The following is a 23,811-nucleotide window of genomic DNA, read 5'->3' as shown; positions in this document are numbered from 1 at the left end:
ATGAAAAAGTACTTATATAAAATAACATTTCTTTTTCTTGTATCGGTTACAGCCATTAGCTGTGATGATTTTTTGGATGTTGTGCCTCAAGATAAAATTTTAGAAGACCAGATTTATAATACCGAAGCCGGAATTCAAAACGCCCATAACGGACTTTATCTTCAGTTGGCATCCAACAGTTTGTACGGACAACAGCTTACAATGGATGCTGTAGAGATTTTTGGACAGCAATATAATATGTCAGGTTCTCATAACAAAAGTACAATGGCAACTTACGCATACACCGAAAAAATTCCAAAAGCAACCATTTCAAATATTTGGGAAAAAGCGTTTACGACTATTTTATCAGCTAATAAATTCTTAGAAAGCATAGATGAACACAAAAATGTCGTGTCTGCAGAAAAAGCAGATTTATTAAAAGGGGAAGCTATTGCTATCCGTGCCATGCTGCATTTTGACATGCTTAGAATGTTTGGGCCAATTTACAAAACATCGCCAAATGATCCGGGAATACCGTATTACGATAAATTTGTAACTACAAACAATCCAATTTTACCAGCCAAAGAAGTAATGGCAAAAATACTTGCCGATTTGGATGCGTCTTTAAATTTATTGGCTAATGATCCTGTTTTTACGATAGGAAGAACAGGGACTTCAACAGCCTATGACGGTAATCCTTATTATGCTACAAAGAGAGGACAGCGAATGAATTATTTGGCTGTAAAAGCTTTGAAAGCGCGTGTTCTTTTATATTCAGGAGATAAAACGGGAGCATTTACTGTGGCCAATGAATTGATAAACTTTACAAAATCGAATACATTTTTCCCTTGGACACCGTTTTTAGACGCGACCAATTCAGCAAATCCGGACCGTACTTTTTCGTCCGAAAATTTCTTTGCTCTTAGCGACTTTAATTTATATGCCAAACAAAAAGCACTGTTTGATTCGTCTTTATCTGAATTTGATATTTATTCTCCTTTATTAACCCGAATAAATGCTGTTTTCGAATCTAATGATAATGATTACAGGAGTTTACCTACATGGAAAATCCCGGTAGTGGGAGGGAAAACACAGAAAACTTTTTACAAGTATGAGGATGTTGCCACAAAAACAATGACTTTCCGTCTGCAGATCCCAATGTTTAAAGTATCAGAAATGTATCTTATAGCAGCCGAAACAGCAGCAGTTCCAGCAGATGGTATTGCTTTTTTAAATACTCTTCGTTTTAACAGAGGTCTGGCAAATTTAGCAGTTACTGCAGTTTTGGCAACAGAAATTACAAAAGAGTACAGGAAAGAATTTATAGGTGAAGGACAGCTGTTTTTTTATTACAAAAGAATAGGTTCAGCTACAATTCCTAACGGTTCTGCAGCATCTGGAAATGTAACGATGGGAGCGCTTCAATATGTGGTGCCAATGCCTGATTCTGAAATTAATTTTCAATAATTTTAAAAGAGAAAACATGAATAAAATATTGATTTTAAGCATCGTCTTTTTTTCCTTTTTAGGATTGACATCCTGTACTCAGGAAGAAATAAAAGCCTACGAAGACACCGATAACATTTATTTTTCACGTTCCATATTTCCTTTGTACAGCAGCGGGCCGGTTATAGACAGCACCGGATTTAGTTTTGGTTTTGACAACGCTGCAATTAAAGAGAGGATTTTTCCTCTTGCAATACGGGTTCAGGGAAAAGTAAGTAATGTTGACAGAAAAGTAAATCTAACTGTTGATCCGTCAAGTACGGCTGTTTTAGGAACTCATTTTACACTTCCGGAAAATATCGTACTGCGTGCCGGCAAAGAAATAGACACTATTCTTGTGAAAGTCCTAAGAACTTCAGATATGAAAACGAAGGATTTAACATTAGTACTGAATCTGGAAGACAATGATTTTTTCACCACCAAAATGAAATCTCGGGTGACTAATGTTCTGACAGGAAAAACCATAAGTTTTGTTCGTTTTAAATTGTCATTTAATGATAAATTGTCAGCTCCAGTATCCTGGAGTACTGCAAATTATGGTGTTTTTAGCGCAAAAAAATTATTTCTCATGTGTGATTTAATGGATTTACAGCCCGAAATGTTTAATCTGCCACAAGGTAGTATTGGTTTAACAATTCCGGATGTTCAGTATTATCAAAACTTTATGAGACGTTATTTAGCCGATCAAAAAGCTTCCGGAAATACCATTTATGAAGATAATGGCAATGAAATGTTCTTTCCTTAAAAAATCATTATTTATAATTTAAAAAATATAAAACGATGTTCAAAAATATAAAAATACAAGCGCCGTTAATGATGCTTCTTTTTCTAGTCTATGGATGTGTGAGCGATGAAGGTAATTATAATTACGAAGATATAAATGAGCTGGAAGTCACTGGAATTGAAAAAGAATATACAGCTTACACGGGAGATAAATTTAAGATAGTCCCTAGCATAAATCCTACTTTGGACGATGGTACAAATCCGGATCGTTATGAGTATAAATGGGTTGCTGTAAATCCTTTGAAATTGGCTATAGAAGCGAGAACTACTATTGCCACAACAAAAAATTACGATGATATTTTAAAATTACCGCCGGCAAAGTACAGTCTTTATTATTTTATCAAAGATAAAGTAACTGGAGTTAACTGGCAGCAGCCCGTAATCACATTAAATGTAGTGTCCTCTATTTATCAAGGTTGGATGATAGTTGGCGATGTTGATGGGAAGGCACGCTTAGATATGGTTTCTACCATTCCGGGAGTTGCTCAGGCTCGTGTTATAAATGATGTTTTGGATGTTTCGGGGTCAGCATTGAAATTGAGCGGAAAAGCAGTAGATGTAGAATGCTTTAGCACACCTTTAACAGGAGCTGTTATTTATGGTATTTATGTGACTGCATCTGAATCGGGAACTGCCAGGCTTGAACCCGATTCTTTTGCGTGGAGCCAGTCACAGAATATAGCTTATGAAACTGTGGGAGGCGCTTTTCCAACGAATTTTGCAGTAGATTTTATGAAATCTCCTGTTGGAGGAGAGAACTTTCTTTATAAAGACGGCGATATTTATTACTTCAATAGGACGATGCAGATCAGATATGGTTTACCGCAGAATAAGGTTGATGTAGAAACCAAGACTTTTCGTGCGGCGCCTTTTATCGCAGAAGGAGCTACAGTGGGCACACCTGTTTTTTTTGATAGGGATCTGCACCGTTTCGTTCGTTATGTATATTCAAAAGGAAGCTGTTCTGCAATGCCTCCGCTTGTTGGTTCTGCAACGGTTTTAGATTGGAACAATACAAATTGTGATCTGGTTTACATGACAACTTCCGGATATAATCTGGATGAAAGTTTTGCAGTATTAAAGAACATTTCAACAGGTAAATTCTATCTGCTTCGTTTTAGCACCACTTTGGTACAAAGCTATTATAAAGAAATTCTGAACGCTCCCGATTTTGATAAAGCGACAAAATTTGCAGTAAGCCCAGATTCAGGATATTTATTCTATACAGTAGGTAATAAAGTATACGAGTATGATAATGGAACACAGTCTGCAAAATTAATGCTGAATAAAGGAAGTGAAGAAGTTACCTATATCGGTTTTAGTAAAAGAGCAACAAAACCTTTCAATACAAAACTAGTGGTGGGAAGTTACAGTACTACCGGAAAGCTGGAAGTGTATACAGTACCGCCGGTAAATGGAGATTTAATTTTGGATAATGCCTACACTGGCCTTTGTAAAATTGTCGATGTCTCTTATCGTTCCCGATAATCAAAAATCTTTAGATAATTAAAAAAGCCGAATGAGTAACAAACATTTATTCGGCTTATAAAAAATCACATTTTATGAAATTCATTTTTAAAGTTGCAAGTGCATTTTTGCTGCTTGCCTGGACTTCTATTGCCTTAACGGCACAGACAAAAGCCACAGATGAAAACTGGGAATTAGTTAAGAAACAGGCAGTTTTGGAGCATAAATTAATTTTTGTTGATCTGTATTTCACGGGTTGTGCTCCCTGTGGTCAAATGGATAGAGAGGTATTCCCAGATCCGAAAGCAGCAGCTGTTTTGAGTGCTGATTTTGTTACTTTCAAATCGGATATACTGAAAGAAGAAATCGGGAAAAAATTATGCATGAAATACGGCGTTACCGGTTTTCCAACTTTTTTATTTATAAATCCTGATGGCAGAGTGATTGATATGGCTTCGGGTTTTCAAAACGTTGAGCAGTTTACAGCTTTGCTTCAAAATGCTAAAAACTTAGCCAAAAAAGGAATCTTTAAAAAATACAGCCCTCAGATTAACGAAAAAGAGTATCCGGATTTTTATGTGCAGGCATATATGGCAGGCAAGAGAAATGTGCCTTTTGATGTTATCGACACTTATTTAAAATCTAAAGATGCATCTGATGAAGTTTCTTTTGTAATTGTTACCGGTTTAAGAGCAGGCAGACAGTATGATGATTTTTTTCTTTTATCAAGTAAGAAGTTCGCTCAGGATTATGGAAGATCAAGCGTTACCAATCATGTATTTACCATTTTGCAGCGCAAGAAAAAAGAGTTTGAAAAAACAAATGATTTAGCTGGTTTCAAAGAATATTTCACGGAAGTAAAACAATTGTACACACCAGAAGAATGGACAAAATACGAAGGTATTTTATTGAAAGATTTTGGTGTAGAAAAAGTCGTTGCAAAAAATCCAAACACAGCAGAAAAAGTAGTACGATGAAAAAAATAATGATTTTGGCACTGCTGTTTTTTATCGGTTCAATCAATGGACAGAAAAAAAGTACTGTGCAGGTAATCAAAGCTTTTGAAGAATCTTTTCAAAAGAAAGATTACAGCAGTATAAAAAATCTTTTAGCGCCAGAATTTACTGTTGGAGCTGGGGATTCGTCTTCAAATGAATTTTATCTGAACGGAATTTTCAATGCTTTTCCAGTTTTGGATTCTATTCAGATTGGTAAATCTGCAGTAATTAAAAATGAAATTTTCACTCAGGCAGATTTTTGTTTTAATGGAAAAGAAAAAAAGCCGTCACAGATTGTTTTCAATAGAGAAAATAAAATTCTATACGTGACTTTTTTTGATGCATTATACAAAGTAGACCGAAATGCCGAAGTGAAAAAAGCAGCCAGTATTCCGTTTGAAATTATCGAAAACGGAATCGCCATTAAAATAAAATTAAATAAATCAGACCGTGAGTTTTTAATGCTTTTTGATACCGGTGCAGATGGAATGGCTTTGAATCCTGACAGCGCTTACAAAGCCGGAGTTGTAGTTACCAAAAAGAAATCGGCATCTGTTGTCGGTGGAAGCCAGCAGGTACAGTATTCGGCAGATAATACCATTTATATTGGCGATCAGGTTTTAAAAAATCAAGGGTTGGTTATTTTTCCAAAAAGCGGTGTTTATGATGGTTTGTTTGGAGCCAATTTGTTACGCAATTACATCACAAAAGTAAATTTTGATACCAAAACAATAGATCTCTATAATTTTGGAAATTACAAGTATGACGGAAAAGCAAAACCGCTTCTTTTTGACTATAAAACAGGTTTGCCAATTGTAAAATTGAGTTTGACTTTTGCAGATAAAAAAACAGTCGAAGGTAATTTTACTTTCGATACCGGTGCCAGTTATGATTTGATTGCTTTTGGACCTTTTAATCATAAAAATAATCTGGAAGCAAGTTTAAAAACCGAGTATACGTCTACTAATCATAGTTTAGGACTGCAGACTGGAATTTTAGGCGGTAGTATTCCAAATGTGGCAATCAATGGCAATAATTTCAAAGATGTTACAATCGCCTTGCAGGAGTATCAGGAAAGCAATAAAAATTGGGCAAATTTTGCAGATGGCTCGTTAGGAATTGATTTGATAAAGCGCTTCAATTTTACGATTGATCTTCTGCACAAAACAGTCTATTTAGAACCCAATAAAAATTTCAAAAAAGCATCATCTTTCTATTTTGGCGGACTTGATCTGGATTTTGACGAAAACCAAAATCTTATCGTAAAGCGGATTATAGACCAGCAGAACGAAGATTTGAAGAAAGTAAAAACAGGCGCCAAAGTGACTCAGATCAATGATTTTGAAGCTAAAGATTTACTCAAACCGGAAAATCTTAAAAAACTGAAAGAGTCTAAAGAAAGTAAAGATTTCATTATAGAACAGGACAATCAGTCCATGCGGATTTCAATTTAACAACAAAAAAAAAAATAAAAACATGAAAAAACACATTTTGTATTTCATTTTGGCCTTTACTACGGTTCAAATGAGTTTTGCTGCAAATCTTTCTGAATATGCAGTGATTAAAGGAATAATTACGATTCCCGAATCTAAGATAAAAGAAGTAACGCTTTATAATGCTGAAGAAGGAAAACCAGCGGTTACTGCGACTGCCAAAATAAATTCTCAGGGAGAATTTGGTTTTATGATACCAGTTGCAGCATCTGGATTTTATTATGTTGATTATGGACAGTTTAAAAGCAGAAATCAATTGATCCGTCTGTATTTGGAACCAAAATTAGACATTACGCTTTCAATCAGTAAAGACAGTTATGTTTTAGGTGGTAATAATATCGGTCAGAATGCTCTGGTTCAGAAAGCAAACGAAATTTACAATGAATTTGCACCTTTTGCGAGACTAGGAGGTAATGAAACGTATGTAGAATTTTATCCTTGGCTTGGCGGCGGGGTGGCAAAAGCAGAGACTTTTACTAAAGGCATTAATACAAGTAATGCAGCATTTAATAAGCTTTTGAAATTGGCTGTAGAAACCGATGTTGAAGAATTGACTTATACTTTTTTTAGAATGCCCAGAACTGTATTTCCAGATAAAGATGACCGTCCTGCAATAATTAAACAATGGCAAGTAGACAAAAAATTTACGAACCCTGACCTTTTAAAACTGGCCAACGGAGTTTCGTTAATGTCAAATTATTACTTCTATGTGAGCATGAACGGAGCGTCGGCCCCTAGACGTTTAGATTTAGCCGAAGCCATCACGCATATCACTGAACCAGCCTTAATTGATGTGTATCTTCGTGATGCCGTTGCAACATCAAGAATGAAAATAGAAGAATACGAAAAAGTGGCTCCCGCTATTAAACCTTATTTAATTTCTGATGCCAGTAAAGCATTTATATTGGATTATGAAAAAGTATTGCATAAAAATGTAGGTCAGAAAGGATTAGACTTTACGTATAAAGATATTAATGACAAACCAGTTTCATTCTCAGATTTTAAAGGAAAATTTGTTTACATCGATTTATGGGCAACTTGGTGCGGACCCTGCAAAGCCGAAATTCCTCATATGAAGAGAATCGAAGAAGATTACCACGGAAAAAATATTGTGTTCGTAAGTCTATCGCTTGATAAACCAAAAGACGCTCAAAAATGGAAAGATTTCGTTACAAAAGAGCAATTAAAAGGCATTCAGTTAATGGCTGATAAAGATTTCAGTTCTGATGTAGCCAAAAACTATGATGTAAATGCAATTCCGAGATTCTTATTGTTTGATATGAAAGGGAATATCATTAATGCTGATGCTCTGCGTCCTTCAAATCCTGAATTGAGAGCGCAGCTGGACAAATTGTTAAAGTCATAAATAGAAAAAAATGCTTAAAAAACATAAATCAGGTTTTGCTTTTTTATTCGCAGTTGGAAATGTTTTCTTTTCAAATGCACAAAATTTCAAAGCAAGTGACCCAATCGCGGTCAATCAGAAAGTTACCAAAGGTGTTCTGCCCAACGGCATGACATATTATATTTATCCAACTGCTGTAAATAAAAATACAGCCAGTTATTATATCATTCAGAATGTAGGTTCAATTCTGGAAAATGATCAGCAGAAAGGACTGGCGCATTTTCTGGAGCACATGGCTTTTAACGGGACCAAGCATTTTGAAGGAAAAGGCATTTTGAATACGCTTCAAAAACAGGGAGCTATTTTCGGAAAAAATATCAATGCTTATACCAGTACAGATGAAACCGTTTACAACTTAGATAACATTCCGTCCAAAGATGGCAGTGTAGTCGATACTTGTTTACTGGTTCTGCACGACTGGTCTAATTTTTTGTCTTTGACAAATGAAGAAATCGATGCCGAACGCGGTGTTATTACCGAAGAATGGCGTACAAGACAAGATGCAGGACAGCGCATTTACAATCAATTATCGCCTGCCTATTATAACAACTGTCTGTATGCGCAACGAGCGCCAATTGGTGACATGAACATTGTTAAGAATTTTGATTATCAGGTTTTAAAAGATTTTTACAAAGATTGGTACCGCCCAGATTTGCAGGCTATTGCTATTGTAGGTGATATTAATGCAGTTGAAATTGAAGAAAAAATTAAAAAGCTTTTTGCTGATATTCCAGCACCTCAAAATCCTAAAAAGCGTTTTGAAATCGCTATTCCCGAAAATGAAACGTCTGTTTTTAAGTTGGCTTTGGATAAAGAAATATCCAATTCAGGAATTACCTATATGATTCGCCATACAGCCGAAAAATCAGAAACGACGTATGCTGATTTAGAAAAATCTACTCAGCGAAGCATTGCATTTTCGATTCTAAATAATCGCTTGGACGAAATGGCGCAAAAACAAGAATGCCCGTTTAAATCTGCACAAATCGGTTATCAAAATTATTCGCGTCTCAATGATATTTTTTATGTCAGTATTTCGCCAAAACCTAATATGCAGGCTATTGCTTTTACAGCTGTGATGAACGAATGGATACGAGTTTCTAAATTTGGTTTTTCGAAAGGAGAAATTGAAAGAGCTGTAGCCGAAAATATTTCAGGCTATGAAAATTATCTTGAAAAACAAAATGAGATCTCGCATAAAAGCGTAATTGGTATGGTTAAAAATGATTATTTGAAACATGAAATCATTGGTGATCCAAAAGCTGAATTTGAAATGGTAAAAGTCATTCTGAGCAATTTAGATACTAAAATTCTTCAGGAGCAAATCAATCAGCTGTACACGGCAAAAAATCGAGTAGTAGCAGTAACAGGAGTTGAAAACGAAAATAATCTGAATCAGGAACTGGCTTTTGATATTATAAACAAAGCAGAGAATGACAGTACGTTACAGCCTTATGTAGATTCGTTTGTTGGTAAATCTCTTATGGGCGATGTAGTCTTAAAAGCTGGTAAAATTGTTTCGGAACAAAAAACAGCTTCAATTGATGCTACTACTTATGTATTAAGCAATGGTGTAAAAGTGCATTATAGATTTGCCGACAAAAATAAAAAAGATGTAAAATTAAAAGCAGAAAGTTTTGGCGGAATTTCTCTTTATGATCCAAAAGATATGCCTTCGGTAAGCCGTGCGACAAGCTTGGCTATGATGTCAGGTTTGGGGTCACTTTCAAACACCGATTTAGAAAAAGTACTGAAAGGGAAAATTGCAGGAGCTTCTGTCGAAATTGACAATTTTACTGAAACTGTTTCAGGTTCAGCCAATGTAAAAGATATTGAAACCATGATGCAATTAGTTCATTTGCGTTTTGCTAAACCAAGATTTGATGCAGATATGTTTGCTCTGTTGAAACAAAGAATGCAAAATTCCTTAAAGAATAAAGAAAAAGATATACGTTCTAGAATGGGAGATAGTTTGACACTTTCCATTTACGGAAAAAACAATCCAAAAATTCGCTTGATCGATCAGAAGTTTGTAGATGATTTGTCTTTTGATAAAATGAAATCGGTGTATTTTGATCGTTTTGCCGATGTTGCTAATTTTGAATTTTACATTGTAGGAGATGTAACTCCAGAGGTTCTGAAACCATTATTGGAAAAATATATTGCCAGTATTTCGGGCATCAAACGCAGTGAAAAATTCAAAGACAATACGGTTGACTGGGTTTCTAATAAAATCGATAAAGATGTTTTTATAAAAATGGAAACACCAAAGAGTTCTGTTAGAATTAAATTCCTTGAGGATTATACATATTCTCAAAAAAATAGAATTACAGCTTCCTTTTTAGGCGATATTCTAACTTTGAGATACACCGAAAGTCTGCGCGAAAAAGAGGGCGGAACCTATGGTGCTCAAGTGAGTGCGGGCTTAGGAAAACTGCCAAAACCGAATGCCTCGCTTTCGGTTTCATTTGATTGCGATGCGAATAAAGTAGAGCAATTATTGCCAATTGTATATCAGGAAATCGAAAAAATAAAAAAGGGAAATATTCTGAGTGAAGATTTAGAAAAAACCAGAACGAATTATATAAAAGCAAGAGCTGACAGTAAAGATTTTAATGCTTTCAGCATGGATTTAATCTATAATTATTTTCATAATGATTACAATATGGATGATCCAAAAAATTATCTGGACATTGTAAAATCAATGTCTGATAAAGACATTCAGGATTTTGCAAATTCCTTTTTGAAAAAAGCTAAATCTTATGAAGTGGTTTTTAAACCGTTGTTGTAAGAAGCATATTTATTGTTTTCCCTATCATTAATTATTTTGAATTAGTACCTGATTTAGTTTTTTTAGTGGAATTGTATTGAGGGCTGTTTTATTGCTATTCAGCCCTCTTTATTTTAAATTTTTTATCATATGAACAAAGTTATATTTTCAGTAATTTTTTTATTGCTGTTTACAATATTCGTAGATGCTCAGGTTTATAATCCAGTGAAATGGAAAACCGATGTTGTAAAGATTTCTGACAGTGAATTTGAACTGCAGGCCAAAGCGGTGATCGAAAGCGGCTGGCATTTATACAGCCAGAATGTTTTGGACGGCGGGCCGATACCAACGCATTTTACTTTTCCAAAAAGTTTCGATTTTCAATTAATCGGGTCAGTAAAAGAAGGAAATGGCAAGACAATTAATGATCCTGTTTTTAAAATGCTGATTAAGTTTTTTGAAAAAGAAACGGTGTTTAAACAGCGTATTAAAGTAACCAGAACAAAACCGTTTGCAATTAAAACCGAAGTCGGATTTATGGTCTGCAACGATGAAAACTGTCTGCCTCCCAGTGATGAAGAAATTGTGTTTAATGTAGATCCGAAAGCGGTAACTGCAGTTAAAGCTGAAGAGAAAATTCTCAAGGAGATTTTTTCTGCTGATTCTTCAACAGCTGTAAAAACTAATGAAACTGTTGCGGTTAAAGCTGTGGCTGCAGAGATTCCAGAATTAAAAAAGGAAGTGAAAAAGCCTCTTAAAAACAACAATTCAAAAAGTTTTTTAGGCATTTTTATTATCGCTTTTTTATCGGGATTTGCAGCTTTATTGACGCCCTGCGTTTTTCCGATGATCCCAATGACGGTGAGCTATTTTACCAAACAGAGTAAAACCAAAGCTGCAGGAGTGAAAAATGCGCTGATTTACGGTTTTTCTATCGTAATTATCTATGTTTTACTGGGGTCTATTGTAACCGCGGTTTTTGGTGCAGATTCTTTGAATGCGCTTTCAACAAATGTTTGGTTCAACTTGATTTTCTTTATTTTATTGGTAGTTTTTGCGTGTTCGTTTTTAGGAGCTTTTCAAATTATACTGCCAAATTCCTTAGCTAATAAAGTAGACTCGCAGGCAGACAAAGGAGGGCTCATAGGGATTTTCTTTATGGCATTAGCATTGGCAATCGTATCATTTTCCTGCACTGGACCAATCGTAGGAACACTGCTGGTTGAAGCGGCTTCCAAAGGAGGAATAGCGCCTATTGTCGGGATGTTAGGATTTTCGATCGCTATTGCACTGCCTTTTTCATTATTTGCAGCTTTTCCGGGCTGGTTAAATGCGCTGCCAAAATCCGGCGGATGGCTCAATACCGTAAAAGTTGTTTTGGGATTTTTAGAATTGGCTTTGGCTTTTAAGTTTTTATCAAATGCCGATTTGGTTTTGCAGCTGCATTGGTTAGAACGGGAGGTTTTCTTAGCCATCTGGATTGCTGTTTTTGGAGTTTTAGCTTTTTATCTGTTCGGAAAAATTACATTGCCGCACGATTCTCCCCAAAATCATATTTCGGTAGGAAGATTGACTCTTGGATTGCTTGTTTTGAGTTTTACGATTTATCTGATTCCCGGACTTTTTGGAGCACCTCTTAAATTAATCAGCGGTTTCCCTCCGCCAAAGCATTACAGCGAATCGCCTGACGGTTTTGGTGCTAATAATTCAAACGAAGTGAATACTCTTTTGCCGGAAGGCGCAGAATTTGGTCCGCAGAATATTATCACTTTTCATGATTATAAAAAAGGAATGGAATTTGCCAAAAAAGCAGGAAAACCTGTTCTATTAGATTTTACTGGATATGCCTGCGTGAACTGCAGAAAAATGGAAGAATTAGTCTGGTCTGATTCAAAAGTTTTAAATGTATTGAAAAATGAGCTGGTTTTGATTTCATTGTATGTTGATGATAAAAAGGAACTGCCAGCAGATGAACAATACATTTCTCAGACAACTGGAAAAAAAATCAAAACTATCGGCAATAAATGGAGCGATTTACAGATTAAAACTTATAAAGCAAATGCACAGCCATTTTATGTTTTAGTAAATCATTCGGGAGAATCTTTAAATGAACCTTCGGCTTATAATGCTGATATAAATAACTATCTGTTTTGGCTTCAGGATGGGATTTCTAATTTCAACTGAATCAATATTTGAAGAATAAAAAAGGGAATAGTTTTTAATTGTTCCCTTTTTTGTTTACAAACAGTTATAAACTGCTTTAAATAACAGGGTTTTTAAATCCCTAAATCAAGAATAAAAGTCAGTTTTACTGCGATATTGTCTTTTACCTCGCTTAGATGATTTGGTCCATAACGGTAATAACCTCCAAGACCCAATCCGTTGAAGATCTGATTAAGTTCCAGTCCTGATTCGAAAAAGCCTTTATTCAGAGTTTTAAAGTTGAGGCCAGCATGGTTTTCTTTGTTTTTTATATTACCCCAAGCCATTCGGCTTACAAAATCTATGGAAGGTTTTATTTTTTTGAAAAGAAATATTCTGCTGAAACCATGCTTGAATTGAAAGGACATAAATTCACTGGAGAAAAATTCGTTGAAATACATGGTTTCAAAACTGTTTTTGCCCGCAAAAGTAATTCTCTTAAAAATGGTTTCCTGGTTGAGATTGTTTGGTGAGTTGCTGTACAGCTGTGGAAGCGGTATATCGCCAAAGCCACAGCCGGCTTCAAGCAGTAAAGAGGTTCTCTGGCCATTTAAATATTTGATTTGATAATCGGCCTTAAAATCAATTTTGGTAAAACTAAAATCATTCTTAAGTACCTCTGGTATGGACTGCGTCAGCTGCAATGTAAATTTTGGAAACCTTTTTTCAGCCTCAATCCGCCCGCTTGGAGTCTGCATATAATCGCTTCTTGGGTTCCATCTCAAAGAAAGCGTTGCCGTAGTCATCGTGTAACTATGGTAGGAAGTGCCGTTGAGGATGTACGTGTAATCAAATTGCGGCGTTACAAAAGTATTGGCCAGTGCCAGAACACTTTCTGTTTTTGGGATAATCCGGCTTTCCAAAGCAATTCTCCAGCGTTCATATCTGTAAAAAGTGTTGAAGTTTATCGTGCGCGGGTCATAAATTTTGAATGCTTTTTTATCAACGGCATAATCAGTGCTTGCGATGTCCCGAAGATCATCGGTATAGCTTGCTCCGATCCAGGTATTCGAGAATTTATCCACTCTGGCACTGACTCCTGCATTGTATTTGAAGTTATGATCCCGAAGTCCGTAAGCAGCATATCCTTCCAAACGGTATTTTTTGGATAAAAAATCATTGGTTGTACCGCCAAAGCCCAGCCTCAGTCCTTCATAATTATTGTAGCTTAGTATTTTTCGCAGATCGAAATCCCAAAAGCTGAAAGGAAGGTAACCTGTAAGTATTTTTCGGCCAAAATTCAGTTTTCTTTCAATTCTTTTTTTTATCGAAATGCTGTCCAGCGATAAATAGGTTTTTTCGCTTCGGCTGTCCAGACTGTCTTTTCGGAATTCAGTCCAAAAGCTTTCAGGCTTATTTATTGCATTATCCTTAATTTCGACCTGAACTATGGGTTTTTTAATCGCTACAGGCGTTGTGTACTGAATGTCGAAATTGGTTGTTTTGGAAAGCAGGTAAATATAATCGGTTTCACTTCTTTTTCTGGGCGTAAGGTCTTCTTCAATATCACCGTCGAACTGAATAGTGCCACCCAGAATTTTGATGTCGTCATCATTAGTTCCTTTTACTATTTTAAACGTTGTTATGGTAGGAAACCATAAATATTTCTCTGGGATAAATTCAAATTCATGCACGCTGCTAATGTCTAATATGCCTTTGATGCGGATAATTGCTTTTGCGACGGCATAATTTATCTCATCGATATACAGGATTCCTTCCAGACCAGCAGCTTTTGTCTTTTTTTTGTTTTTGAAATGAATCATGTAAGTATTTCGGCCGTTTACGGCCACTGTATCCAGCAGTTTGTAGTTGTAGTCGTTTAATGCATTATCTGCTATTGGGCTGTTGTATTTGGTTTCAAAAAGCTCATATTTTGGATCGTATATGGAGTAAGACTGAAGATTAAATGTTAGGATTTCGTAAACAGGCTGTTTGAATCCTGCCATTTTTGTACCCAGAATGGTCTCTTTTAGTCTTTTACCGTCAAATTGAAATTTTGATACTTTCTCTGTTTGAAACAAATGCTGTTTTTTGATAAGCTGTTTGAATTTATAATCGGTAGAATCCAGTTCTTTTAGATAAGTTTCAAATGAATTGGTTACAAAAACAGAGTCTATTGATCCGTTGATGGAGTCTGGATTGGCTGTAACTATAAGTTTGTTATAGGATTTGTATTCATAGCTTTTCAGCCTTTCTTGAGGATTGTTCTGCGTTTTATTCTGAATGGCTTTTTTTATAATGGCCAATGCTGGATTGATATTTGAAATTCGGACTTCATTGAGGTAGTCTGTTTTTTGCTGTAACAATATTTTGTAAAACAATTGGCCGTCGGTAACGGTAATTGTTTTTTTCTGATATCCTACATAAGAAACGGTAAGAGACGAAATTTTGTTTTTGGAAGATATACTAAATTTTCCGTCAACATCCGATATACTGCTCGAACCTTCATTTGAAACAATAGAGGCAAAGGGAAGTCCTTTTTGGCTTGCAGCATCTTTTACAATTCCGTTTACCTGAAATTGTGCCTTTAGCGAAAGCGTAAAAAAGAAGAACAATAAAACACAGTGCTTCATAAAAACGTTTTGTTACAAAAAAAGAGATTCGGTTTTAGTTTGTACTCGTAAAAAAGGTATAAAAAAAATCTGTCGTGTTCCTATTGAACTTGACAGATTTCTTTATTTTTTGGCGAAAGATTATACTTTCATTATTTCGGCTTCTTTCACTGCTAGAAGTTCGTCAATTTTTTTAATAAAAGAATTGGTTAAGTTTTGAACTTGTTCTTCGGCACTTTTGCAGATATCTTCTGAAGTTCCTTCTTTCTCTAATTTTTTGATATCGGTATTGGCATCTTTTCGAGCGTTTCTAACACCAATTTTAGCATCTTCTGACTCTGATTTAGCTTGTTTGGCAAGTTCGCGTCTTCTGTCTTCTGTTAAAGGAGGAACACTGATAATGATTACGTCACCGTTGTTCATCGGGTTAAAACCTAAATTGGCAATCATAATCGCTTTCTCTATCGGATGCAGCATGTTTTTTTCAAAAGGCTGCAAAGTGATTGTTCTGGCATCAGGAACGCTGATTTTTGACACTTGAGACAAAGGCGATGCAGATCCATAATAATCTACAAAAACACTTCCCAGCATTGCAGGCGATGCTTTACCTGCGCGAATATTTAAAAAAGCTTTCTCTAAATGTTCAAGAGAGCCATTCATCGATTCTTCGGTGCTGTCTAATATAAATTCAATTTCTTCAGTCATGATTTAGATTTTTAGATTTCAGATTTCAGTTTCCAGATTGCTATACTGCTATCTAAAAACTGACTGCTGCTAACTATATATTAACTACTGTTCCAATATTTTCTCCTTCACAAATTTTCAATAGGTTTCCCGATTTATTCATGTCAAAAACGACAATTGGCAATTTGTTTTCCTGACTCAAAGTAAAAGCTGTAGTGTCCATTACATTCAGTCCTTTGCTTAAAACATCATCAAATGAGATGAAATCATATTTTACTGCATTGGCATTCTTTTCAGGATCACAATCATAAACTCCGTCAACACGGGTACCTTTTAAAATAACATCTGCATTGATTTCGATACCGCGCAGAACAGCTGCTGTGTCTGTAGTAAAATAAGGGTTTCCTGTTCCGGCACCAAAAATTACAATTCTTCCTTTTTCTAAGTGACGATCCGCTCTTCTTTTGATATAAGGTTCTGCGATGGATTCTATCTTTAAAGCTGTCTGTAAACGGGTTTTTATTCCCTTGTCTTCAATAGCGCCTTGTAAAGCCATTCCGTTAATTACAGTTGCAAGCATTCCCATGTAATCTCCCTGCACTCTGTCCATTCCTTTACTGGCTCCCGCAACACCTCTAAAAATGTTTCCTCCACCAATTACTATAGCGATTTCAACTCCTGTATTATGAAGCTGCTTGATTTCATCGGCATATTCTGCCAATCGTTTCGGGTCAATACCATATTGCAGATCACCCATTAAAGCTTCACCACTTAATTTCAGAAGGATTCTTTTGTATTTCATCAGTCAATTTTGTTTTTAAGGTTTCCTTTCATTTGTCGAAAGTAAATCTGCATCACTCGTTTGGGTTCAATGCTGCGAAATTTGTGCAAATATAGACATATTCTGTTTTTTTTGAAAATAGAGTTCCTAAATATTTAAATTAAGTTTTTTTGAGATTTTTTACAGATTTCTTTCCAATGCTAAAATATATTCTGTCCTAATTTTATTGTTTTTTAAATGTGTTTCGAAGGAATAAAATTGAGGTTTTAACTGTCTGATGACTATAATTATAATGTATTTTATTTGCTGTGGGATGATTTTTATCACATTTTAAGGATAATCATATCTCTAAATTTGTTTCAGATAAACTTGTATATGAAAGGAACATATTGTTGTTGAGACAACGGTAAAGTAATCACGAAAAAACGATGAAATAGGTTGCCATTATTCAATAACAATATGTGAATTTCTTTGATTAAAAATTAAATTTCAGATAAATGAAAAGTTTGGTAGCTAGAGCATTATTTAATAGTTATTCCTATTCTGAATATAAGAAAATTGTAAGCGATCTGCTGTCAGAAGGCAAGTCAACAGGAAATGAACAGTCGCTTGACCTGTTGAATTATAGTGCTTTGAACGAAGCAAGGATAAAACGTCTGGACAAAACTATAACTGTTTTTGAGCATATCAGCACGAAACTGAAAACATTAAAAAAAGAATATATTTGGTTAGTCATAGCCGAAGGATGGTGTGGTGATGCAGCCCAAATTTTACCGATATTAAATAAAATGGCCAGCGAATCGGATAAAATAAAATTAAAGATTATTTTCAGGGATGCTAATGATGACCTGATGAATCAATATTTAACCAATGGAGGAAGAGCAATTCCAAAACTTCTGGTCATCGACAAAGAATTTGGAAAAGTCTGCAGTGATTGGGGACCAAGACCAAAAGGAGCTACAGATTTAATTGTAAATTATAAAAAACAATTTGGGACAATAAATGAAGAGGGCAAAGCACAGCTGCAGTTATGGTATCTAAAAGATAAAGGGCTGTCTGTGCAGGAAGAAGTTGTCGAGATGATGTTTTCTATAAAAAAATGTGTTTGTTTATAAGGATAATTTTTTTTTATAATAAAAAAATGTATCTTAGTGCCTGATTACCAGATCTATTATTTTTTGATTTACTTTTTTTTATTGGAGTATTTAAATATTGTTCAACTATTTAAAAAACTACGTTATGAAAAAGCTGTTTGAAAAGTTTTATGACTATGTTACACAGTTGCTATTTGGGAATGATAGTGCAACTCATTATTAACAGATAGTGAATGTAAATGGGAAAAAGTGTTCATAAACACTGCTTAAATTATAAAAACACATTATAAATCGAATTTGTGTATTTGTAATGTGTTTTTTATTAGGATAAATATTTGGAGTTCAAATTTATTGTTTTGGAATCAGCGTATTTACAAAATCATTCACATCAATGGCATCGGCTACATTATAATCGCCAATTTTAGTTCTTCTTAAAACGGTTAAGTGTGAACCAGAATTCATGGCTTTTCCAAAATCATAAGCCAAGGAACGAATGTAAGTTCCCTTACTGCAGACAACTCTAAAATCAACTTCAGGAAGCGCTATGCGGGTGATTTCAAATTCATGAATGGTAGTTTTCCTTGAAGCAATTTCTATTATTTCGCCAGCTCTTGCGTGTTCATACAGACGGACACCGTCTTTTTTAATAGCCGAAAAAATAGGTGGTTTTTGATCAATTTCTCCTAAAAACTGTTTTACCGTTTCGTGAATCAGTGAATCGTCTATATCTGAAGTGTCGAAAGTTTGGTCAACTTCTGTTTCTAAATCGTAAGAAGGCGTTGTGGCTCCAATATAAAAAGTGCCTGTATATTCTTTTACCTGACCCTGCAGTTCGGATATGTTTTTGGTGAATTTACCAGTACAGATTAATAACAGCCCGGATGCTAATGGGTCTAAAGTGCCGGCATGTCCAATTTTGAATTTTTTTGGAAGCCCAGCCTTATTGATCAGCGCATATTTGATTTTGTTTACTGCCTGAAAAGAAGTAAAATGCAGCGGTTTGTCAATTAAGAGAACCTGACCGTTTAAAAAATCTTCGGCAGTCATTAAATTATAGTCAAAGGATGAATGAAGTAGTGAATTGCAAGCAATACGATTCCAGCAATGATTCGGTAGTAGCCAAAAACTTTAAAACCGTTTTTTGTCAAAAATCCAATGAAGCTTTTAATTGCCAAAAGAGCAACAATGAAAGCGACAATATTTCCAATAACCAGTAAATTAATCTGGTCATCAGTTAGTATAAATCCGTCTTTATAATAATCATAGCATTTTTTTGCCGTAGCTCCCAGCATGGTAGGAACAGCAAGAAAGAAGGAGAATTCTGCTGCAGAAGTTCGAGAAAGTTTTTGTGACATTCCGCCGACAATAGAAGCACCGCTTCTTGAAACTCCCGGAATCATCGCAAGGCATTGGAACAAACCAATTTTTAAAGCCTGAAGATAAGTGATTTCATTTGAAGTTTCAGAAGTGTCTGGATTATTAAACCATTCGTCAACTTTTAATAAAATTACACCGCCTATCAATAATGAAACAGCAACTGTTACAGGATTTTCAAGCAAAGCATCAATTTTTTTACTGAAAAGTAAACCAAAAACAACAGCCGGAATAAAAGCGACTAATAATTTGAAGTAAAAATCAAAGGATTGAAAAAAACGCTTGAAATACAAAATCACAACTGATAAAATCGCTCCAAGCTGAATTACAATAGTAAAAAGTTTAGTGAAATCGTCATGCGCAATTCCAAAAAAAGAAGAAGCAATAATCATGTGACCGGTAGAAGAAACAGGCAGAAATTCAGTAATTCCTTCGATAATAGCAAGAACGATAGCTTGTAGTGTATTCATTTGGATTTTTAGATTATTGGACTTTTAGAAGTTTAGATATCTTAGATTTTTTAGAAGTCAAAACTGTCTAATAATCTAATTTGTCTAGTTATCTATTGATCTTTTTTTGGATTTTTAAGAATAGCATAAATAGTAATTCCAAAACCAATTAGTACTGTTGTTGGTGCCAGACGGATTCTTCTAAAGTTGAAAATATCTTCATTGAAAACATTTGGGTCGTCACTGCTGCCTCCAGACATTAATATAAATCCGAGAACTATAACAGCAATTCCAATAAATAGAATTTTATAGTTTACTTTTTCAAAAAGGAATTCGTGTTTGTTTTCTTCGTTGTTTTTCATTTTCAATTATCATTGCAAGGAATGAAGTAATCTCATTCCTATATTTTAAATTTAGTATAAATCGTCTGTTCTTAAATTTAAGAAACGCTGTGTTGCAAAATAAGTACTTAACCAAGTGATTAATACACCAATTCCAAATATGGCAATTAATACAATGGCTACTACTAATTTATCGTCCAAAATTCCAAGACCAGGGTACATATTGTTTAGATAAATGAGTAATATCAGTAATGCAATAATAGCCAGACCGGCACCAATCATTCCTAATTTTATACTGCGCATTACAAACGGTTTACGGATAAAAGATTTTGTTGCACCCACCATCTGCATAGTTTTAATGATAAATCGGTTGGAATAGATTGATAATCGTAAAGAGCTGTTAATAAGTAATACGGCAATAATGGTCAGTAAACCGCTTGCGATTAATATCCACATACTCACTTTTTTAATATTGTCATTAACCAGATTTACAAGCTGTTTGTCATAAACAATATCCGAAATCATAGTGTTTTTGCGTAAGCGCGATTCTATTTTGGCAATACTGTCTCTTTCAACAAAATTGGCTTTTAAGTGAATATCAAAAGAGTTCTGCAATGGGTTTTCTCCCAAAAAAGTAACAAAATCTTCACCAATAATATCCGAATGCTGTTTTGCTGCAGCTTCTTTGGTAACATAAATAAAAGATTTGGCAAAACGGGCTGTTTTTAGCTCCTGATCAAAAGCTTTCAATATACTGTCATTAGCTTCGTTCTTAAAAAACACGGTCATTGCAATTTCTTCTTTGAAATCATCAGCCAGTTTTTTAGAATTTATAATGAAAAAGCCCAGTATTCCTAAAAGAAATAATACTAAGAATATACTCAGAACTACAGAGAAATAAGAGGAAAGCAATCTGCGTTTTTGGAATTTATCAAATGATGAAGCCATAGTTTTTTTGTAATTATGGGGTAAAAATAATAAACATATTCTTTAATTTGAAGTTAAAGACGGTCAAAGTTTTAAGTTTAGGGCATAAAGATGATTTTTTCAATGAATTTATGTTTTTTTTAAGTTAATTCAATGGTTAGGTAAACATGAATTCTATATTGAAATCATTTCAACTTACTCAAAATTGGATTGAATGCTTTCGAAGAAACCACTATTTTTTCGCCAATGCGAAGCGTTTCAATTTCCTCTTCCATCGCAATTACTTTTACGATGTTGCTTCCAATTAAAACCGAAACAATGTAAATGAAATTTTCTTTTTCGATTTTTAAAATCTCCCCGATAAATTGAAATTTTCCGCTATTGGAATGGTTCGAAAATACTTCGGATGGCGTTCCCTGTTTTGCAATTTTTCCGTTTTCAATAACGATTACCTGATCTGAAAGTTTGTAAATTTCGGAAATATCGTGACTGACTAAAATGGTTGTCAAGTTGTATTTTCGATGTACTTCCAAAAGATAATCCTGCAGTTTCAAACGCATTTCGGTATCAATTGCCGACAAAGGTTCGTCCAATAACAGAATATCAGGTTTGCGCACCAAAGCTCTTGCCAAAGCCACGCGCTGTTGCTGTCCTCCCGATAATTGATTTGGTTTTTGATGCTGCAAAGAAACGAGTTCCATCGTTTGAAGCAATTCATCAACAATGGTTTTGTCTTGTCCTTTTTCTAAAGCAAAAGTCAGATTTTCCCGAACACTCATATTAGGAAACAAAGCATAATCCTGAAAAACATAACCAATTTTACGTTTCTGCGGAGGCAGATTTATTTTGGAATTGGTGTCTAACCAAACAGCATTATTTACTTTAATAATTCCTTTGTCTGGATTTATCAAACCGGACAATATTTGCAAAGTCGTAGTTTTACCAGAACCTGAAGCGCCATACAAAGTCACAAAATCATTTTCCTTCACTTGAAAATCAAGATTCAGAATCATTTCTCCCGATGCGGACTGCAGTTTTTTACTGATTTTAAATTCAATCATGGCAACGGACTTGTTTTGCTGAAACGGCGGTTAATACTATAAACACTCAATAAAACAACAAAAGAGAAAGCCAGCAAAATAGCCGAATACACGTTGGCCGCATGATAATTCATCGCCGTTACTTCATCGAATACGGCTATAGAAACGACTTTGGTTTGGTTTGGAATGCTTCCGCCAACCATTAATACGACTCCAAACTCGCCAATAGTATGGGCAAAAGTTAATACAATTCCTGTTAGCAAAGCGGTTTTCATATTTGGAAGTAATACATGTAAAACGGTTTGCCATTTGCTTTTTCCCAAAGTATAAGAAGCATCAATCAGGTTTTTGGATATTGATTTGAAGCCGCTTTGGGCGGGCTGTACCATAAAAGGCAGACTATATAAGACTGATGAAATGACCAATCCTGTAAAAGTAAACACCAGCCGAATATCAAAATAAGTGTCCAGAAATTTCCCAAAAGCATTTTCGGGGCTAAAGGCAATCAATAAATAAAAGCCCAAAACCGAAGGCGGTAAAACCAGTGGCAAACTTACAATTGCTTCGATAATCACTTTCGATTTTATTTTGCTATACGCCAGCCAATACGCCAATGGCAGTCCTACAATCAATAAAATTATGGTCGTGGTGAATGCTAATTTTAGCGTGAGATATATCGGTTCAAAATCAATCATGCGACAAACTTATTTCGTTGGTTTTTATCATCGCGGTGATTTCGTCATTTTCTTTAATATCGAGCTGATCAAAAGCGGTTCTTGTGATTACAGAAGCAATGTTACAAGAACCAAAACGCAATTTTATTTTACAAAGCAAAGTTCCCTTTTCGAATGAATCAACAATACAATCTATTTTATTCTGAAGGCTTATAATTCCTGTGCTATTTTTAGCCAGAATAACTTCGGTTTCTTTGAAAAGTAATTTTATATTATTTCCAGTTTTTAGATAAGATGCTGTTTCAGAAGTATCAATTACTATCGAAGTCAGTACACTATTTTGCACTTTTACTTTGACCAAAGACAAAGAGCCTTCGGTTATTATTTCGGTAATATTTCCTAAAAGTGAGTTCATTTTTGTTTGTATTGAAAAAAAGCTAACACGAATTTCACAAATTTACACTAATGAATTCGTGTTCAAATTCATTATTTTTTGTTTTGTGAATAACCATAATAATTCAAAATCTGAATTGCTTTTTCAGACGAAATATAGTCATAAAATTTCTTTGCGACTGCATTTCCTTTGCCGTGTTTCAAAATTACGCAGCCCTGCTCTAATGGCGAATGGCTTTTTTGAGGGATAACATAATATTTTCCGTTTTCTTTTTTCATTGCTGGCGACATCGCATCTGATAAAGCGATTATTCCAATATCGGCTGCACCAAAAGCTGCAAATTGTGCTGCTTGAGCAATGTTTTCGCCAAATACTAAATTGCTTTTCATTTTATCGTATAGCTTGAAATATTTTAAACTTTCTATAGTTTTGGCACCATAAGGAGCTGTTTTTGGATTTCCTACAGCGATTTTTTTTACTTTAGGATTCAGCAGCGAATTCATTTTTTCTACATTCGGATCTAATTTTTTGCTCCAAATTGCCAATCGTCCTATCGCATATAATTTTATTGGAGAAACGGCAAACCCATTACTTTTTAATTGTTTTGGGAAATTCATATCGGCAGAAAAGAACAGATCAAAAGGTGCTCCATTCGAAATCTGTTCATAGAATTTTCCCGAAGCTCCATAAGTAACCTGAATTTCTTCGTTCGGGTTTTTCAGTTTATAGACTTTCAAAATAGAATCCATTGCAGTTTTTAGATTAGCAGCAATAACAACGGTTGCTTTTTGCTGTCCCAAAATGGCAGTCGAAATAAAAAAGACTAAAAACAGCTGTAATAAATTGAATTTGTTTTTCACTATATCGATTGTATTTTTTTATAATTCGTCGTAGAAAA

At 34.8% G+C, this 23,811-nt stretch carries 20 protein-coding genes; 9 read left to right on the top strand and 11 right to left on the bottom strand.

The features are described from left to right. The 8 genes from OZP07_RS20150 to OZP07_RS20115 all read left to right on the top strand — a co-directional run bounded on the left by OZP07_RS20150 (nucleotide 1) and on the right by OZP07_RS20115 (nucleotide 12,585). Nucleotides 1–1,446, top strand: a complete 1,446-nt coding sequence (locus OZP07_RS20150; protein ID WP_281636505.1) for a RagB/SusD family nutrient uptake outer membrane protein — start codon at nucleotides 1–3, stop codon at nucleotides 1,444–1,446. Between the two features lie 16 nt (nucleotides 1,447–1,462). Then, nucleotides 1,463–2,230: a DUF4843 domain-containing protein gene (locus OZP07_RS20145; RefSeq protein ID WP_281636504.1), complete on the top strand. Its 768-nt coding sequence runs from the start codon at nucleotides 1,463–1,465 to the stop codon at nucleotides 2,228–2,230. A gap of 35 nt (nucleotides 2,231–2,265) precedes the next feature. Further along, entirely contained in the window at nucleotides 2,266–3,756 is a 1,491-nt protein-coding gene (locus OZP07_RS20140; RefSeq protein ID WP_281636503.1) for a PKD-like family lipoprotein, read from the top strand. Between the two features lie 74 nt (nucleotides 3,757–3,830). After that, a complete protein-coding gene (locus OZP07_RS20135; RefSeq protein WP_281636502.1) occupies nucleotides 3,831–4,712 on the top strand; it encodes a thioredoxin family protein in 882 nt (293 codons plus the stop codon). Next, complete coding sequence (locus OZP07_RS20130; protein WP_281636501.1) at nucleotides 4,709–6,187, top strand: retropepsin-like aspartic protease; 1,479 nt, start codon at nucleotides 4,709–4,711, stop codon at nucleotides 6,185–6,187. Before OZP07_RS20135 ends, OZP07_RS20130 begins: the two co-directional genes overlap by 4 nt. A 22-nt stretch (nucleotides 6,188–6,209) precedes the next feature. Beyond that, entirely contained in the window at nucleotides 6,210–7,592 is a 1,383-nt protein-coding gene (locus OZP07_RS20125; RefSeq protein ID WP_281636500.1) for a TlpA family protein disulfide reductase, read from the top strand. A gap of 10 nt (nucleotides 7,593–7,602) precedes the next feature. Beyond that, the gene (locus tag OZP07_RS20120; RefSeq protein WP_281636499.1) at nucleotides 7,603–10,422 is read left to right on the top strand and encodes a M16 family metallopeptidase; all 2,820 of its coding nucleotides are present in this window, start codon (nucleotides 7,603–7,605) and stop codon (nucleotides 10,420–10,422) included. Between the two features lie 129 nt (nucleotides 10,423–10,551). Then, on the top strand, nucleotides 10,552–12,585 hold the full coding sequence (locus tag OZP07_RS20115; RefSeq protein WP_281636498.1) for a protein-disulfide reductase DsbD family protein: 2,034 nt from the start codon (nucleotides 10,552–10,554) through the stop codon (nucleotides 12,583–12,585). Between the two features lie 92 nt (nucleotides 12,586–12,677). Here OZP07_RS20115 and OZP07_RS20110 read toward each other — a convergent pair whose 3' ends face one another. The 3 genes from OZP07_RS20110 to pyrH form a co-directional block, all read right to left on the bottom strand. Then, the gene (locus OZP07_RS20110) at nucleotides 12,678–15,176 is read right to left on the bottom strand and encodes a DUF5686 family protein (RefSeq protein ID WP_281636497.1); all 2,499 of its coding nucleotides are present in this window, start codon (nucleotides 15,174–15,176) and stop codon (nucleotides 12,678–12,680) included. Nucleotides 15,177–15,296: 120 nt separating this feature from the next. Continuing rightward, complete coding sequence (frr, locus tag OZP07_RS20105; protein ID WP_194641492.1) at nucleotides 15,297–15,860, bottom strand: ribosome recycling factor; 564 nt, start codon at nucleotides 15,858–15,860, stop codon at nucleotides 15,297–15,299. A 73-nt stretch (nucleotides 15,861–15,933) separates the two neighbouring features. Then, the gene (pyrH, locus tag OZP07_RS20100) at nucleotides 15,934–16,641 is read right to left on the bottom strand and encodes a UMP kinase (RefSeq protein WP_194641493.1); all 708 of its coding nucleotides are present in this window, start codon (nucleotides 16,639–16,641) and stop codon (nucleotides 15,934–15,936) included. 476 nt (nucleotides 16,642–17,117) lie between these two features. Between pyrH and OZP07_RS20095 the strand changes: the two genes are divergently transcribed. Continuing rightward, nucleotides 17,118–17,735, top strand: coding sequence for a thioredoxin family protein (locus OZP07_RS20095; RefSeq protein ID WP_281636496.1), 618 nt, complete (start codon nucleotides 17,118–17,120; stop codon nucleotides 17,733–17,735). A 327-nt stretch (nucleotides 17,736–18,062) separates the two neighbouring features. On the opposite strand, the gene truB is transcribed toward OZP07_RS20095, so the two are convergent. The 8 genes from truB to modA form a co-directional block, all read right to left on the bottom strand. Next, nucleotides 18,063–18,761, bottom strand: a complete 699-nt coding sequence (gene truB, locus OZP07_RS20090) for a tRNA pseudouridine(55) synthase TruB (protein ID WP_281636495.1) — start codon at nucleotides 18,759–18,761, stop codon at nucleotides 18,063–18,065. Beyond that, a complete protein-coding gene (locus OZP07_RS20085) occupies nucleotides 18,761–19,558 on the bottom strand; it encodes an undecaprenyl-diphosphate phosphatase (protein WP_281636494.1) in 798 nt (265 codons plus the stop codon). The genes truB and OZP07_RS20085 overlap by 1 nt, the downstream gene beginning before the upstream one ends. 92 nt (nucleotides 19,559–19,650) lie before the next feature. Further along, the gene (locus tag OZP07_RS20080) at nucleotides 19,651–19,899 is read right to left on the bottom strand and encodes a DUF3098 domain-containing protein (protein ID WP_194641497.1); all 249 of its coding nucleotides are present in this window, start codon (nucleotides 19,897–19,899) and stop codon (nucleotides 19,651–19,653) included. Nucleotides 19,900–19,950: 51 nt separating this feature from the next. Then, a complete protein-coding gene (locus OZP07_RS20075; protein WP_281636493.1) occupies nucleotides 19,951–20,826 on the bottom strand; it encodes a cell division protein FtsX in 876 nt (291 codons plus the stop codon). 164 nt (nucleotides 20,827–20,990) lie between these two features. Beyond that, nucleotides 20,991–21,866, bottom strand: a complete 876-nt coding sequence (locus tag OZP07_RS20070; RefSeq protein ID WP_281636492.1) for a sulfate/molybdate ABC transporter ATP-binding protein — start codon at nucleotides 21,864–21,866, stop codon at nucleotides 20,991–20,993. Continuing rightward, nucleotides 21,863–22,540 carry a molybdate ABC transporter permease subunit gene (modB, locus tag OZP07_RS20065; protein ID WP_194641500.1) on the bottom strand — a complete coding sequence of 226 codons (678 nt, stop codon included), beginning with the start codon at nucleotides 22,538–22,540 and terminating at the stop codon, nucleotides 21,863–21,865. Before modB ends, OZP07_RS20070 begins: the two co-directional genes overlap by 4 nt. Then, complete coding sequence (locus tag OZP07_RS20060) at nucleotides 22,533–22,934, bottom strand: TOBE domain-containing protein (protein ID WP_281636491.1); 402 nt, start codon at nucleotides 22,932–22,934, stop codon at nucleotides 22,533–22,535. Before OZP07_RS20060 ends, modB begins: the two co-directional genes overlap by 8 nt. Before the next feature lie 71 nt (nucleotides 22,935–23,005). Beyond that, nucleotides 23,006–23,773 carry a molybdate ABC transporter substrate-binding protein gene (gene modA, locus OZP07_RS20055; RefSeq protein ID WP_281636490.1) on the bottom strand — a complete coding sequence of 256 codons (768 nt, stop codon included), beginning with the start codon at nucleotides 23,771–23,773 and terminating at the stop codon, nucleotides 23,006–23,008. Nucleotides 23,774–23,811: the final 38 nt, after the last annotated feature.

Origin of the sequence: Flavobacterium marginilacus (genome assembly GCF_026870155.1) — a bacterium.
In the GTDB taxonomy this organism is placed as follows: domain Bacteria; phylum Bacteroidota; class Bacteroidia; order Flavobacteriales; family Flavobacteriaceae; genus Flavobacterium; species Flavobacterium marginilacus.
Note: the sequence above shows the minus strand (reverse complement) of the source record. Positions and strands in the feature narration are given on the sequence as shown.